This is a genomic window from Paenibacillus contaminans (assembly GCF_003285015.1).
GTDB lineage: Bacteria > Bacillota > Bacilli > Paenibacillales > NBRC-103111 > Paenibacillus_V > Paenibacillus_V contaminans.
Window position 1 is genome coordinate 63,801 of the sequence record NZ_QMFB01000028.1, and the last position, 14,759, is coordinate 78,559.

General features: G+C 47.8%; 10 protein-coding genes. 1 reads left to right on the forward strand and 9 read right to left on the reverse strand.

All coding sequences use genetic code 11. The annotated features are described in order from the left end of the window. Window positions 1-54: 54 nt before the first annotated feature. The 3 genes from DQG23_RS32550 to galU form a co-directional block, all read right to left on the reverse strand. Entirely contained in the window at window positions 55-2,262 is a 2,208-nt protein-coding gene (locus DQG23_RS32550; RefSeq protein WP_113035212.1) for an S-layer homology domain-containing protein, read from the reverse strand. 162 nt (window positions 2,263-2,424) lie between these two features. Next, window positions 2,425-3,186, reverse strand: coding sequence for a tyrosine-protein phosphatase (locus DQG23_RS32555; protein WP_113035213.1), 762 nt, complete (start codon window positions 3,184-3,186; stop codon window positions 2,425-2,427). A 651-nt stretch (window positions 3,187-3,837) separates the two neighbouring features. Beyond that, window positions 3,838-4,722, reverse strand: a complete 885-nt coding sequence (gene galU, locus DQG23_RS32560) for a UTP--glucose-1-phosphate uridylyltransferase GalU (RefSeq protein ID WP_113035214.1) — start codon at window positions 4,720-4,722, stop codon at window positions 3,838-3,840. Window positions 4,723-5,069: 347 nt separating this feature from the next. Between galU and DQG23_RS32565 the strand changes: the two genes are divergently transcribed. Further along, a complete protein-coding gene (locus tag DQG23_RS32565; RefSeq protein ID WP_113035215.1) occupies window positions 5,070-6,008 on the forward strand; it encodes an NAD-dependent epimerase/dehydratase family protein in 939 nt (312 codons plus the stop codon). Window positions 6,009-6,078: 70 nt separating this feature from the next. On the opposite strand, the gene DQG23_RS32570 is transcribed toward DQG23_RS32565, so the two are convergent. From DQG23_RS32570 to DQG23_RS32595, 6 genes are read right to left on the reverse strand one after another with little or no spacing between them, the layout of a single operon-like run. Then, window positions 6,079-6,759, reverse strand: coding sequence for a DUF4956 domain-containing protein (locus DQG23_RS32570; RefSeq protein ID WP_113035216.1), 681 nt, complete (start codon window positions 6,757-6,759; stop codon window positions 6,079-6,081). A gap of 17 nt (window positions 6,760-6,776) precedes the next feature. Beyond that, window positions 6,777-7,484 carry a polyphosphate polymerase domain-containing protein gene (locus tag DQG23_RS32575; RefSeq protein ID WP_113035217.1) on the reverse strand — a complete coding sequence of 236 codons (708 nt, stop codon included), beginning with the start codon at window positions 7,482-7,484 and terminating at the stop codon, window positions 6,777-6,779. Between the two features lies 1 nt (window position 7,485). Continuing rightward, window positions 7,486-10,605 carry an exopolysaccharide Pel transporter PelG gene (pelG, locus tag DQG23_RS32580; protein WP_113035218.1) on the reverse strand — a complete coding sequence of 1,040 codons (3,120 nt, stop codon included), beginning with the start codon at window positions 10,603-10,605 and terminating at the stop codon, window positions 7,486-7,488. After that, window positions 10,606-12,021: a GT4 family glycosyltransferase PelF gene (gene pelF, locus DQG23_RS32585; RefSeq protein ID WP_113035219.1), complete on the reverse strand. Its 1,416-nt coding sequence runs from the start codon at window positions 12,019-12,021 to the stop codon at window positions 10,606-10,608. 4 nt (window positions 12,022-12,025) lie between these two features. Further along, window positions 12,026-13,864, reverse strand: a complete 1,839-nt coding sequence (locus tag DQG23_RS32590; protein ID WP_113035220.1) for a DUF2194 domain-containing protein — start codon at window positions 13,862-13,864, stop codon at window positions 12,026-12,028. A 1-nt stretch (window position 13,865) separates the two neighbouring features. Beyond that, window positions 13,866-14,759 carry a hypothetical protein gene (locus tag DQG23_RS32595; protein ID WP_113035221.1) on the reverse strand — a complete coding sequence of 298 codons (894 nt, stop codon included), beginning with the start codon at window positions 14,757-14,759 and terminating at the stop codon, window positions 13,866-13,868.

A 14,759-nucleotide genomic window follows, 5' to 3' on the forward strand; every position in this document is an offset into this window, starting at 1 on the left:
TTAAAATGTAAAATCCCCCTCCCATCTGTAATGAGAGGAGGATTTTTGCGCATGTTACTTATTCAGTAAGCGGTAAATCACGACTGCCGCCTGCGCTCTTGTCGAATCGGAGTTCGGGTTGAACTGTCCTCCCGCTTCGCCAATCACGATACCCTCTTTGGCCGCAAGCGCTACACCCGATTTCAGAGATTCGTTGATCGCTGCAGCGTCGATGAAAGCTTTCAACGCAGCGTCCACATCCGAAACTGCCGCATAGTCTTTGGCAATTGTCAGAGCTCGCGAAGCAATGGTCGCCATCTCTGCGCGGGTAATCGTTGCATTTGGCTCAAACTTATCGTCTGTACGTCCATTAACGATTCCGTATTTAACCGCTGTAGCTACAGCTGCTTTGTGCCAATCCAGATTGTCGACATCTGTAAAGCTCTCGCTGGCATTCACATCTTCAATTCCGAGGGCTTTAACGATCATTTTCGTGAATTCCGCACGAGTCACTTTTTCGTTCGGAACGAACTCTTGATCCGCGCGGCCTTCAACGATACCTTTCGCCGCTACGACATCGATTTGACGTCCAGCCCAATCTTTGACGGAAGCGACATCGTTAAAGCTCACTTTATTTTCCACTACGGTATATGTCGAGAAGGAGCTGCGCAGCCCATTGATCGAACCAGTTCCGGCATTATACATCCCGCCTACATATTGCAGCTTGCCGTCAACGATTTTAGCGATTGTCAGCAATTCGGTATCCACATTTTTGGCAGTTACAGGGATGCGCACTTCAACCGGAGTACTGAAGTTCGTTACGGCTTGTCCGCCGGAAGTAAATTCAAAGCTGTAAACATCGGAAGCGAAGCTTCCGTAAGTAGCGACGTTTACGGACGATTTATCCACTTTTCCGATCGTCAACGTAGTGTCTGCCGCGAACAATTCCGGAGAGATCGCCAGCTCAACGCCGTTTACTTTGACAACAACCGCATCGACACCGTTATCTTTAGCGGCATCCAGCAATTCTTTCAGGAGCGGAATTTCTGTCGTTGCAGCTTCATTCTTGCCAAGGTCAAGCTTAAGCTCTACGACTAACGGGCGTACCGACGAATCAAGCTCTTTCAATTGATCGTTCAGCTTCTTCACTTGTGCCGCAATATCTTCAAGTTGTTTCTTCAGTGCAGCAGCATCGATCTCCAGCTTCGCTACATCGCCTTCAACCTTAACCGACTTGGAGAAGTCTACAGTAGCAAGCTTGTCAATCGCCTCTTGAGCGGTTTTAACAGCTTCAGCAATCAGCTTTGCTTTTTCAGCTTCAGTAGCGTCTTCCAGCTTTTCTTTCGCGTCTGCAATCGCTTTTTCGGCTTCTTCGACCGTTGCAGGCTTATCTACAGGAGGCATTGTTGTGCCACCGCCTGTGCTACCTGTCCCAGTTCCAGTTCCAGTTCCAGTCCCAGTTCCCGGACCTTCTGTCGTTGGGTTCTCAGCTTTCAGAACATTCAAATAAGTGTAAGCAATCGCAATCTCAGCAAATTTAAGTTTATCGAAAGCGGCATGGTTCTCGAAATTATTCAAAACTGCTTCAAGCGCAGTAGCAGTCACACCGGCATTTCTGAGCGCCTTGGCAAGAACATCGTCTTCATTGTTGTTCAAGTAATTTTTAATGGCAGTTTTCACTCTTGCAATCTTGCCGGACGCGTCGGAATCGGAATAATCTCCATTCAGAGCACCTTTTCCTGCCGCTTCAAGTCCAATCGCCAAACTAACGACATGCCCTAAATCAACACCGGCCAGCCCGTTATTGATACCGCCCAACTTGAGCAAATCATCGAGTACAGCGCGAATGGATTCATCATTACGTGCGTCTTCCCAGAACGACAATTGATCATCGTAGTTCATAGCCAAGTGCAGGAACAGGTTCAAAACATTTTCCTTTGTAATTGCCGGATAATCTGAAGCTTTGGTTCCCATTTTGCTTACGATGCTGTCCCAAACCGGCGTGATCAGTGCAAGCTCAGCGGGATCGGCGCTGCCGATTTTAGCCTTGATCTGGTCTCTCGCTGCTTGTACAATCGCTTTATTGCTAGGGGACATTTCATCATGAACCTTCTTAATCCGCGCCTTCAAATAATTCGCACTTGCCGGCAAGCCGTCCGCATGAGCAACGGAAACTCCTAATTTATCAAAAACCCCCTTGCTGCTGAGCGGCAACCCGGAGATCGAACTGATTACGAGTCCTGCCGCTAATGTTGACGTTAGTACTTTCTTTTTGAGTTTCACTCTTCCAACACCTCTGGTTTCATATAGTTTTATGTATAAAGCACTAAATAAAAAAACACATGTAAAAAATGGGCTTCATGTCGAAATCGACCAAGCCTCTTCTATCAAATATTAACATGTTATGATAGATTTCGTCAATTTTATGGAAAATTATTGTTGGATTTACCAAAAGAAGAACCGTTTCTTTGTAGCTTTTACTAGCGGCTTCGCCTCAATTCGCGAACCTTCGACAATCGCCTGAGCGTTGCGTTTGAAATAGTCCGCCATGTCCTTCCCGATCTTTCCTTCAATTACATGATAGGCGTTAGTTAGACCGAAAGACCTGCTAGTCAAATTATGGGCATCCGAGGCGACAAAATGAATGAGATTGCTCTTACACATCTGTAAGGAAACCTCTTGAATTTTTTTGCCGAAAACGCCGTTTAGCGAATGCGAGGTAACTTGTCCCAACGCCCCTAACTCGACCAACTCTTGCAATCGCTTAGGATTGTTCAGCAAAACCTGGTTTCTTTCGGGATGCGCAATAATCGGGATCAGCTGCATCACTCGCAATTCGTGAATCAAATCAGGCAGATGCTTCGGAACATCACCGGTTGGAAGCTCAATCAATAAATACGAGGAACGGTGCAGCGGTAATAGCAGCTGTCCGAGCCAATCTTCTACGAGATTGCCGTAGACCCGAATTTCTTGCCCCGTCAATACTTCGAGCTCGATCCCCTCGCGCCGAAGCTCTTCATTCAAGCTTGCGACGGATTTCACAACACCCCCTGCAGGGTTGTCATATCTGCCGTTCGCATGGTGCGGCGTTGCAATGATTTGTCGGATCCCGTCATCGACGGCCGCTCTGGCCATCGCCAGCGACTCTTCCAACGACTGCGAACCATCGTCGACACACGGCAGGATGTGGGAATGGATATCTATCATCGCAAAACTCCTGAACATTTTCTTAACATCCATTAAATTTTAACCAATGCAGTGATAATTTTCAACAAGTTGAAAATCGATTCACGCGTTATGAGTCGAATACTGCAAATAGAAACGAAGAAACCCTCTGCATTTCGACGGAATACTGCTTTTTTTTCAAATTAATGTGATGCCTGACACTATTTTTGGTATCTCCCCTTCCCTTTTAATGCATAGTATACTATTATAGGACTAATGGATCATTTACAAAACTGCCTGCGAACATTATAGCCTCCACTAGCTAGCCTATGTACAGCATATATCGGCGAAATGTAGTTGTGCCTGAAGTGAAAGGAGAACTATTTTATGCGCAAAATGAAATATGTTTACTACCATTTGTTGAGCCGTCTTTATAAGCGTCAAGGAAAATGGCAGTCGGAGAAATTTGTCAGATTGATCAACAAGCGAAATATGTATAAATAAATCGAACTATTTAATTCAGCAACATAGTACAAAGCGATGCCCTAAAATCATATTCATTGCATGTTTTTACGCTCCAAATAAAATAAATAATCGGCATACAAAAGAAGCCTCCACATCCACTTTAAATTAGGGATTTAGAAGCTTCTTTTTCATTTTAGGAGCCGGTATAATACGGCTTTTTCGCACCCTTTACACTTGACTATGCGCCGACTTAACGAGTGATTCCAGGTTGGCCAGAAGCGGCTCCCGCAATTCTTTATTATTTAGTGCAAAATCCAGTATGGTCATGATATAGCCGAGTTTTTCCCCTACATCATACCTCTTCCCATCAAAATGATAAGCAAATACGTTCTGAGCTTCATTCAACCTCTGTATAGCATCGGTCAGTTGGATTTCCCCGCCGGCACCGGAAGTCTGCGTTTCCAAATAATCAAAAATTTCAGGAGTCAGAATATATCGGCCCATAATCGCCAAATTTGAAGGCGCAGTTCCAAGCGGCGGCTTTTCGACGAACTTCTCCACTTGATACAAGCGGTCCGTTTTCACCGATGGAGCAATGATGCCGTAACGGTAGGTCTCTTCGTCCGGTACAGGCTGCACTCCGATCACAGAACGCTGCACCCGCTCGAACTGTTCCATCAATTGCTGCAAGCAAGGCTTCTCAGCTTGTACGATATCGTCGCCGAGCAGAACGGCAAAAGGCTCGTCGCCGATAAATTTCCGCGCGCACCATACTGCATGCCCCAATCCTCTAGGTTCTTTTTGGCGTATGTAGTGAATATCGACCAGCTTCGATGAATATTGTACTTCTTTAAGAAGTTCCAGCTTATTCTTCTCGAGCAAGTTCTGTTCAAGCTCGAAATGGCTATCGAAATGATCCTCGATCGCCCTCTTGCCCTTGCCTGTGACGATAATAATGTCTTCAATTCCCGACTCGACGGCTTCCTCAACAATATATTGAATAGTCGGTTTATCTACAATCGGAAGCATTTCTTTGGGCATCGCTTTGGTTGCCGGTAAAAAACGCGTACCTAGTCCTGCCGCCGGAATGATGGCTTTTCGAACCTTTTTCATTATCTGCCTTCTCTCCCTATCCGTAATAACCGTTCTGCACTCAACATTAGGTTCTTTTATCAAATTCTAACATGTAAAAACAACGACAGCAAATATCTGCCTGCGGCTAATTGCTGTCTTGCGACGTAACACGCGCACTAGGAGCTTCCCTTAAGGAGCAAAATATTTGTCGCCTCGAATCCTCAAACTGTCGTTACATTACGACACGGTTTTGGATTACTGCCGTTATTACGATAATTTACGACACCTCTCAAAGTCAAATAAAGTCATATTTGGTAATATTGTAATTTTAAGGTATAATTTCATTGTTGATGCAACATGTCATTATCCATTTAGGAGACGTGAGTATGCGGATATTGGTTACTGGCGGGGCCGGATTTATTGCATCTCATTTAACGGACGCATTAGTGGAGCTAGGGCATGAAGTCGCGATAGTGGATAACATGTCCAGCGGCAAGAAGGAGTTCATAAACTGGAAAGCGGACTTCTATAAGCTTGATATTACGGATCAGACGCTGGAACGGGTTTTTCAGGAAAAAAAACCGCAAATCATCTACCACCACGCCGCTCAAATCGATGTGCAGCATTCCTTGCGCGATCCGGTCCATGATGCTAATGTAAATATTCTTGGGACGATCGCCATCCTGGAGCTGTCCAGAAAATATGGCGTTCAGAAAATCATCTACGCCTCCTCGGCCGCCGTATACGGCCCGCCCGATGCTTTACCTGTCGATGAGTCTCATCCCGTGAGGCCGTTGTCTTATTACGGGATCTCCAAACATACGCCCGAACATTACATACAGGCATATGCGAATTTATACGGTCTGGACTATACGATTCTCCGCTACGCCAATGCCTACGGCATTCGCCAAGATCCTAAGGGGGAAGGCGGCGTCATCTCGATTTTCCTAGATAAGCTGCTGAACGGTCAAACGGCCGTTATCTACGGAGACGGCGAGCAAACGCGCGATTTCGTTTATGTGAAAGACATCGTCGCCGCGAATATAGCCGCTATGACTCGCGGCAGCCGCGGATTGTTCAACATCAGCCGAAACGAGCAGACTTCGGTGAACGAGCTGCTGAGCATCATGAACGAAATTTTGGGAATCAACGCGATCCCCCGCTACGCACCGGAACGACCTGCCGACATCGTGCACAGCCGTTTGAATAATGAAGCGGCGATTCGCGAGCTTTTGTGGAAGCCCGAGTTTTCCGTCCGTCAAGGCTTGCTGGAAACCTGCACGTATTACGCAGCCCAAAAAACGCAGCAGGTGAGCAGTCTATAATATGCCTTAGCTAAATAGCGCTATATAATTTTACAGCCCTCCCGCTACCAAGCGGAGGGCTGTAATCTTTTTACTGGGCATAATCCCCAGTATAGTTAATCAACGAAACGTCGTGAACGCCTTCGATATTCGAGATTGTGTGGACGAACGACGTGTTATCGTCGCGGAGCATAACTTCAACGGTAAGCTCGGTGAAGTCTTTGCGGACCGTCTTGGACTTCAGCTTGCTGTCGAGCTTGCGGAGCTGGACGCGGATCTCGTCCGTCGCAGCCTCGGAGTGGCGGACGATCAAGAGGTAAACCTGCTCCTTCAGCTTGCGTCTGGACAGCCAAGCAAGGATCAGGCCGATAACCAAGGAACCGAACAAAGCGAGCGGGTACATTTTTGCACCGCTGGCAATACCCGCGGAGATGGCCCAGAACATGTAGACGATGTCCAACGGATCCTTGACTGCCGTACGGAAACGGACAATACTGAGCGCGCCGACCATACCGAGCGACAAGACGATATTCGTGCTGATCGTCATGATGATGAGCGTGGTGATGACGGTCATCAGAACGAAGGAAACGTTGTAGTTGTAGCTGTATACGACGCCCCGGAACGTTTTGCGATAGATCCAGAAAATAAACAGGCCGATCCCGAACGAGCACACTAGCCCAAGCAGCATATCTACATAAGAAATACTGCGAAACGCCTCCAGATGAAGCATGCTTTTCTTGATGACGTCTTGAAAATTAATCGTTTCTCCCATATGACACCTCTGACCCTCTACTCTTTAAAGTGTTTAATGCCGACTTCTCGGCAAATGACGTACTTTGAAATGGATGACCGCTGATGGTTGTCGGGCTGTACCACTTTGCGGATATGATCCGGAAGAAAAGCATCGAACTTCACCTCTAGAATGGTTTGAGAAGGCGGAAGCGCCTCTTCGAGCACCAGTTCGGGATGAAACAGATCACAGGTATTAATACCCCCGCTTAACTGCTTGTCGAATGTGATCCGAACATTGCCGGGCTCGTACACATAGGCCTCTCGAATATAATTAACGATGGTGATCGGCCTGAACCCGCGAACCAATGCGGCATGAAACTCCCGCAGCAGCAAGATGCCTTTCTCTTTCAGGAACGTATACCCCCCCTCCAGGATGGCATCGTACTCGAGCCGGGTAAGGGGAGCGGATTCCTTGCACACGTATTCGCCGAATTTGCTTTTGCGTTCGAGCGTAATTTTGGCATCGGAGCCGTTATAGATCCGTATGCGATACTTTTCGCGTCCGAACACGCCGTTGTTTTTATCATGCAGCGCATGACTGTGCAGGCCGTCGAAATATAAACTGCGAATCTCGTAACCTTCCGCGCCGACCGCGTGCCGGTCCATGGAGAGCATGCTCGAAACCTTGTGCCGCAAAGCCATATAGTCATGAACGTGCAAATAATATTTCTGTTCATGCCTCAGCTTTTTCCCTTGGAATTGCATGCTAGTCCACCTCAAATTCCTTTATACCGTTAAAATAATTTTCTTCTTTATCCTTATAATAGTCGAACGAGCCTTGCTCGTTCCCCTTGGAATCGCGAACGATAACCCTCCAGTAATATTTACCTTTTTTGAGCTGAGGGGTGGAAAAGCTGTTCTGCTGAAGCCCCGTCTTCTGAACGACGATTTGCGTAAACAGCGGATCTTTGGCAATAGCGACATCATAGGTGAGATTATCGCCCTGAAGATCGTAGGAAATCTCCCATGTGAATACGCTTTGGCCGCCAACGGATTCTTCCTCGTACTGATAGAACGGTCTCGGCTTCTCCAGTTCTTCCAGATACCGCTGCTTGCCCTTCTCCGGTGTATTCACCAGCTTCTCAAGCTCTTTTTCGAAGTCCGTATTCAAGCCCGGCAGAAACTGAATATCCGGGTTGCGGAACAAGAAAGGCTTGACCGTCTCTTTATACTTATCGATTTGCTTGGCGACGGTATCTTTATTGATATATTTCATAATCTCATCAATCTTGTCCGTCAGTTGCTTAATATGCTCTTCCGTGCGGAAATACCGGTTGTGCAGCGTACTTCCCCAGAAATTGCTCAAGCCGCTCTGATGGTCGCGTATGCTTTTCTTTTCTCTTTGCAGCTCCCAGCCTCCGTCATAGTCCCAAGGAAGAATATACCATTTGTCAGAGTTCAGCGGGGAATACAAGTAGAAATTGTTCGCATCCGTATCCATATTGTCCATCAATATATTCATGGCCGTCCAGGTCAGAAGGTTTTCACTATCAAAATGCTTCTCGACAACTTCATCGATTGGGATCTGCTTATTATTCAAATCGTCAAGCATGGCGATCAATTTGTCGTGCTCGTCCCGGCCTTTGATTTCAAGAATGGTCTCAAATTCTTTCTTGTCGTAAGTCGGATCGCTTTTGGACTTAAGCTGCTCCGGATACCGCTGGAACTCGAAGAACGTCACCTTGTACAAGTAGCCGTGAGGATCAAGCCAGTGCGATTTCAAAAACATTTCATTCGGCTGCTCGATCTGCGTATATAAGCCGTAGTCCTGGTATACCGCGGTCTTGGCTCCCTCGGATAAATCTTTGACATACAGCTGAACAAACTGCGTCCTCAAGCTCGTCGTATTCGGGATCGTTTCCATCAGGTCGAAGCTCAGCTTGTTTCTGATTCTCGATAAATCCGAAATATGCTTGTTTAAGTTAAGCGTACGCTGGCTTTGCCAAAGCCCCGCTTCGTCATAGAGCTTGATTTTATAAGATTTTTGCGCGGCGTAACGCGCGGTATTGCCCCTTAAGCTGATTTTGGCGTTCGCGCTCGTCTCGCCATGACCGAAAGCTCCAGGAGACGGGCCGCTGCCGTCCGTTTTGCCTTCCTGCACGATAACCTCGAGATTTTCCTCGCTATACCGCTCAGTAATCCGATTGAGCGCATACCAGTTCACCGGATCGGGACGATCCGATTTCTCAGGAAGTATCGTCACATATAAAGCCTTCAGAGAACCGTCTTCATCCCTATCGTACAGACGCTTGTCTTCCTGCAAGCCGTTCGAAACAAGGGATTCGCTAACGACCGCTTGGTCGCCTTCGCCGGCGCCGGGTTCGCCCTGGCTTTCAGCAGTGCCGCCGCTTGTGCAGGCCGATAAAAACAAGCTCAAGACAAGCACCGAAGATACGACTGCTGCGGATTTCACAATCGGTGTCTGCGCTTCCGCCTGCTTTCGTTTGGTCATGAGCGGCTGCGAGCAGAACGTATAGTAGTCGATATTGCGCAGGACGTACAATAAGCGCGCAATAACGGCCGCCAATCCGATAAATGCCGCGATGAACATGCCAAACCCGTCGTTTTCACCCATCATCGTCCAATACGATAACACGGCGTTTAGAAGTACGAATGAACCGCTAATGATAAGCACGCCTTTCCTGTCGTCAAAATACATAAGAATATGCAAAAATACGAACATCATAATAAAGAGAAAATAACCTAAAACGAGAACGATGAATAGGTCCAGCTGCGCCATCGTAAATCCGATTTTGGGCAGCATCTTCATGCCGATCGCAATCGAGATGACCGTGAACAGCAATTGCACTTCCATAAGAAAGCCGATTTCCCGAATCAGCGTCTTTTGCATCGCCTTTTTGGCTTTGTTGATGTCTTGCAGCGTGCCGTCCCCGATTACATTGAGGTAATAGACCCGAAATTTCTCATAGAACGACGTCTCTACCGATACGACGAACATGACCAATGAAGGCACGACCGAAAGAAAAGCATAAAACACCGGCAAATCGTACATGGGCATAACCAGGTATTGATTGGCGACTTCTCTCCCGTTCGGCCCCAGCCAGTAAACAAAATTATGAACGTAGACCCCGGAATACATGAAGCAGCCTGTAAAGAAAAGTGCCGGATATTTTTTGAAATACGAGAGGAACGTAAAATACAACTGCCCCTTCGCCGCGGGAAACATTTGCTTGAAATGATGCATGGACATCGCGCAAATGACGAAAAATCCGATATCAATGGACAGAAGCGCCGCCGTGGTAGGCTGAAAATTGGTAATAGCGAACAGCAGCCAGCCTGATGCCAGCGCCGCCACCACGCCTATCGCAAAGCTTCGGACGATGCGGATATAATCCTTCAAAGCGGATAAATACACGCTCTGAATCCATATGATGATAAGCTCCATGAAAAAAAGATACGCGCCGAGCTTATAGCCTGCACTTGCCGTTACGTCTCGCAAAAACAGCCATGCCACGAAAGCGCCTAGCGGCAAGCAGACGATAAGCGCCCCATTGAAGGACGGCAATATTTGATCGAACTTCTTCTGATAAAGCATGTCGGCCAAAAAACGGGTCAGGATCATGGATATGCCGCTCGTTACAATAATCGAAAAAATAAAGCAATACGTTACCGTAGCGATATACAACTCCCACTGCAAATAGCTTGCATCGTTGGACGTCATCATTCTCTGAAGCGCGATGATCAGGAACATACAAAGAATCATTGGGCCTATCGTCGTTAAGGAGGAGTAAGCATATGCCCTGACATTATTGATTAAGCCTTGTCCTTGAAACAGCTTCCTTAGCTCAAATCCGATACCTGCCATCTATGCTCTCCTCCCCAGCGATTGATACAAATCGGCATAACCCGATATGACTGCCTTGTGCTTATAGTACTTGGTGACTCTTTCCAAAGCGTTGCGTCCCATCGTCTCTCGCAGCTTCTTATCTTTGCACAGCCGGATGACCGAGTCGGCAATCTGCTCATAGTGCATGACCGGGGCAATAAAGCCGGCATCGCCGATTCCGTCGTTCAACCCGTGCAGCAGCTCCTTGCAGCTTCCCACGTTGGTGGCTACAAAAGGCTTGGAGCAAGCCATACCTTCCAAAATAGCGAGCGGCTGCCCTTCGCTTATACTGGTTAGCATGAGTATATCCATCTGGCCTAAATAATCCTTGACCTGCACCGAGCCGGTAAATACAGCATCCTTCAGCTCCAATGCTTCCATCATCTGCATGCATTCTTCGTAATATTCCTCGTCTTCTTCCAGAGGCCCCATAATGGTCAGCTCCGCGTTCGGAACCTCCCGCTTGATGAGCGCGAAGCTTTGCAGCATCGTCTTGATATCCTTGATCGGCACGACACGTACGATCGCACCTATCCTGATTTTGCCGTCATTAGGTGCCTTTGTCAGGTTTTCATAGTTTTCGCCGTTTACGCCGTTAGGGATTACGCTTATTTTGCCGGGATCGCAGCCAAGCTCGATCTGAATCTCTTTGTTGCGGCTGAACAAGGTAATGACTTGATCCGCAGCCTCGTAGGCGCAGCCTGACAGCCGATAAAAATACTCGATCCATAAGTCCTTGAAATAGCCTTTGACCCAATCCGCTTTGATGATTTCCTCTTCCCGCTCCCGCGAGTAAATGCCATGCTCCGTAAGCAGAAACGGACTGCCATGGACATGCTTCGCCAATGCCCCGATCACGCCGGCGTACCCCGTGGACACACTGTGGTAAACATCCGCTTTCGGAATGTCGTGCCTCAAGGTCAACAATAGCGGAAGGATCATGGAGCGCACCGTCCAGAACATTTCCGTAAACGGCACCAGGTTGTATTTGGTCTGGCACAGCTCCTCGAGAATGTCGAAATAATCCTTGCTGAGCAGAAAGTCGGACGCTTTCCGGAACTGATTGCTGCGCAACAGGTCAAAGGTGCTCGCCCAATCGATCTTTTCTTCCCCGCCGAGCAGCGCGCGCACGTCGTGTTTGCTGGATGCCGAAAGACGGAATCGGCTCCCCCAATCGCTGTCTTCAAACAAGTAGGTGTCCAGAAAGATTTCCTTAATCTCGACAACGTTCGGGGGAAGCTTATATTTGTATTGTCCTTTTTGCTTCGTCTGGGCGCCTATGGCGTAAATAATAAATTCCTTCTCAGGCATTTGCGTAATGATGGAGTGGATCCAGCTCGAAACGCCGCCTGTCACATAAGGATACGAACCCTCTGCGATTAAACATATTCTCATACCGCTACCCGCCTAGTCCGATTACGAATTTTGAATCATGTGCCGTAACAAGGAACGTGTTGGTGTCGATTTTCTTAACCGTACAATTGACCTGTCTCGAAATCTTGTGTTCCGTTCTCAAAATATAGTACAGGTCATGGCCCTGGAAGTTATGAATCTCGCCTGTAATGCTCTTGTCGTCCTTCTGCCATTTGACGGTGGAGGTCAGCGTCCTTCCCATATCCAGCGCGGCTTCCGTTGAAATCATCTCTCTAAGCCAAGGATACGTCCGCTGCAGCCTGTCTAGCTTCTTCGTAAAATCTTTATACAGCTCGTCCCAAGTCAAGAAACCGCTGCGCTCTTCGTCAATCACATCGTCCGGATGAATAAAGTGGGAAAACACGCCGAGCGACGTAATCGTATTCGCTTCCGCCCAATGATCATACGCTCTTTCAAAATAGCCAGACGTCACTCGCGGCATTTCGAGCACCCCGTCCTTGGCGATTTCATACTCTTGAACATAGGCCGCACCTTCTCCGTCTTCGCCGTACAACGAGGCAATAACCGCTAGATCGGGCCACGCCTCCTTCAACGCTTCCCGGCCTTCCTGACTAAGAACGTTTGACGGAGGAATATAGGACATCAATTTATAGCTCGGAAAGGAACGATTGGCGAAGGTGATCGCTTCTTTTATCGAATTCACCATATTTTCTTGACTGCGCCATGGATTGTATCCGAATTTATTGGCGACTTTCTGGCTCATCTGCAAGGATTGATGGTTATAGCCGTGCAGGCCGATCTCTCCGCCGCTTTTGATCACTTCGCGGCCGTACGTTATTAAACCGTGCCTGTCTTCATCACCCGGATATTGAAAAGGCGGCTCCACATCGTCATGGTACGTTTGAATAAGTCCGGTCGTATATTTGATGCCGAGGTTATTGGCGGCACGCAGCATATCCGGCCACCAAATATCCTTGAAGAACGCCGGGATGTCTCTCTGATACTCTTCATAGATCGAATCGCTGAACCCCTTCGGAATAGGAGCCGGGAAGTCGTCTATATAGAACAGCTTCGAATTGAAGATCGGATAAATCATATCCGGCTCCAGCATGCTAAGCGCTCCGGCGATGATGCCCCTGTTGATTTTCTCCTGCAGCATCGTGCCGTTAAACACCATGAACGCGCCTTTGCCGTAACTATGCCTCCAAATGAGCGGCGTGCCTTCGACCGTTTCCGCGAGCAGTTGCACCGAGCTGTCCAGCTCGACCGGATTGGATGAATTCATAATAAAATCATCCGCCATCTTCATATTGTTTTCGCCAATCAATACATTGGAGGTTAATTTAATGCCTTTGGTCAGGAACGTGCTTCCGAAGGAGGTCACTCCCAGCTTCCTGTATAAAAGATTGTATTGATTGTTGATTTCAGTAGAGCTCAGAAAAAAAACGTAACCGCCGTTATTCACGTAATCCGCCAGAGCGTTAACGTTAAGCTTCTCGGGCCACGAGTCGAGTGCGACGAGCACATTCGAGCAAGGTTTCGGATCATAGCCCTCTTCGGCCAAATCGAATTCCGAGATTTGCTTCTGCATGTACTCGAGCATCTTTTTGGTGTGCCCCTTCACCGCCCGGCTGTACTCCGATTCGGAGGAATAGACGAGGCAATACGGAGCTTGGTCCGATAAGACGCTTTTATCCTCCTGCTTGGCAGCCGTAAGCAGGACGTCCCGCTGCTCGAGAAGATCGCTGTTATGCTTGAACTTTAGGACATATTGGGAACGTGCAACCTGGATAATAATCGCCAGCAGCAATACGGCAATTAGTATGATATAAACATTTCGCGTAAACTTTACATCCCTATTCATGCTAAGCTCCTTCGGACCAAAACCTGACCAACGTCAATGCATGGTTAGAAAGTTTGATCGGCGACTTCTTCAGCTCCTCCAAAGTATGATGCAGCTTCTCCGAGGACTTGATCGTAAAATATATTTTTAAGTAACAAAGATATACGTTCTCGCTATGCGGGTATCTCTCCTCGAACAAGCGGCATGTTTGCTCCGCTTCCGCGTAGCTTTCCAGCTCAAGCTCCATATCTATTTTGTCTACAAACGCCTGCTCCGCATTTTGAGAGAGCTCCGTATACCGCTCAAGCACGCCGACATAAATAAACTTATATTTTCGCAGCGTACGTTCATCCAGAAACCCGCTCCGCAAATATCCCTTCAACACATCCAAATATGCGCTCAGCAGATGTTCGTTGTCTTTGTTGTTCTCGTATTGGACGGAGAGCTCCTGCAGCGACAGCGTCAGTTTGCGCTTAACTTCCATGATGGCGCTGACGGCATAGTGGGATGTCTCGGTATCCTCGTTGCTGACCGCTGTTTGCAAGATTTCCAAATAATTGATGGCGTCCTGCTTCAGGACATCGATCATCACTTTGCGCCGCGTGTTATGCTCACTCACCAAGAGCGCCTCTTCGATGGACAACACGTTCAGCTCTTTCTCGGCTTCAAGCTTCGAATAGATGCCCATGTGCTGCACCGACATTTCCTTCTGCTGCGCTGCAATGTAATCGTCGAGCTTCTCTCCTCCGTCTTTATACAGCCTGCCCGGCCAGAATAAAGGGAGAAGCCAGCCGATAACGGGAAACACGGCGACAATAACGAATCTTAACAGCCATTCCTTAGGAGATTGACGATAGTAGAGGCTCAATACGACGGCCGAGAGCAGCACATAAATCCCGTATAAAAGGCTAATCAT

Excerpts from the sequence above, each read along its gene's own strand:
- DQG23_RS32575 (WP_113035217.1), bottom strand. The coding sequence starts at position 7,484 with ATGCAATTCCAAGGGAAAAAGCTGAGGCATGAACAGAAATATTATTTG.
- pelG (WP_113035218.1), bottom strand. The coding sequence starts at position 10,605 with ATGGCAGGTATCGGATTTGAGCTAAGGAAGCTGTTTCAAGGACAAGGC.
- DQG23_RS32565 (WP_113035215.1), top strand. The coding sequence starts at position 5,070 with ATGCGGATATTGGTTACTGGCGGGGCCGGATTTATTGCATCTCATTTA.
- DQG23_RS32555 (WP_113035213.1), bottom strand. The coding sequence starts at position 3,186 with ATGATAGATATCCATTCCCACATCCTGCCGTGTGTCGACGATGGTTCG.
- DQG23_RS32595 (WP_113035221.1), bottom strand. The coding sequence starts at position 14,759 with ATGATTAGCCTTTTATACGGGATTTATGTGCTGCTCTCGGCCGTCGTA.
- DQG23_RS32570 (WP_113035216.1), bottom strand. The coding sequence starts at position 6,759 with ATGGGAGAAACGATTAATTTTCAAGACGTCATCAAGAAAAGCATGCTT.
- galU (WP_113035214.1), bottom strand. The coding sequence starts at position 4,722 with ATGAAAAAGGTTCGAAAAGCCATCATTCCGGCGGCAGGACTAGGTACG.
- DQG23_RS32590 (WP_113035220.1), bottom strand. The coding sequence starts at position 13,864 with ATGAATAGGGATGTAAAGTTTACGCGAAATGTTTATATCATACTAATT.
- pelF (WP_113035219.1), bottom strand. The coding sequence starts at position 12,021 with ATGAGAATATGTTTAATCGCAGAGGGTTCGTATCCTTATGTGACAGGC.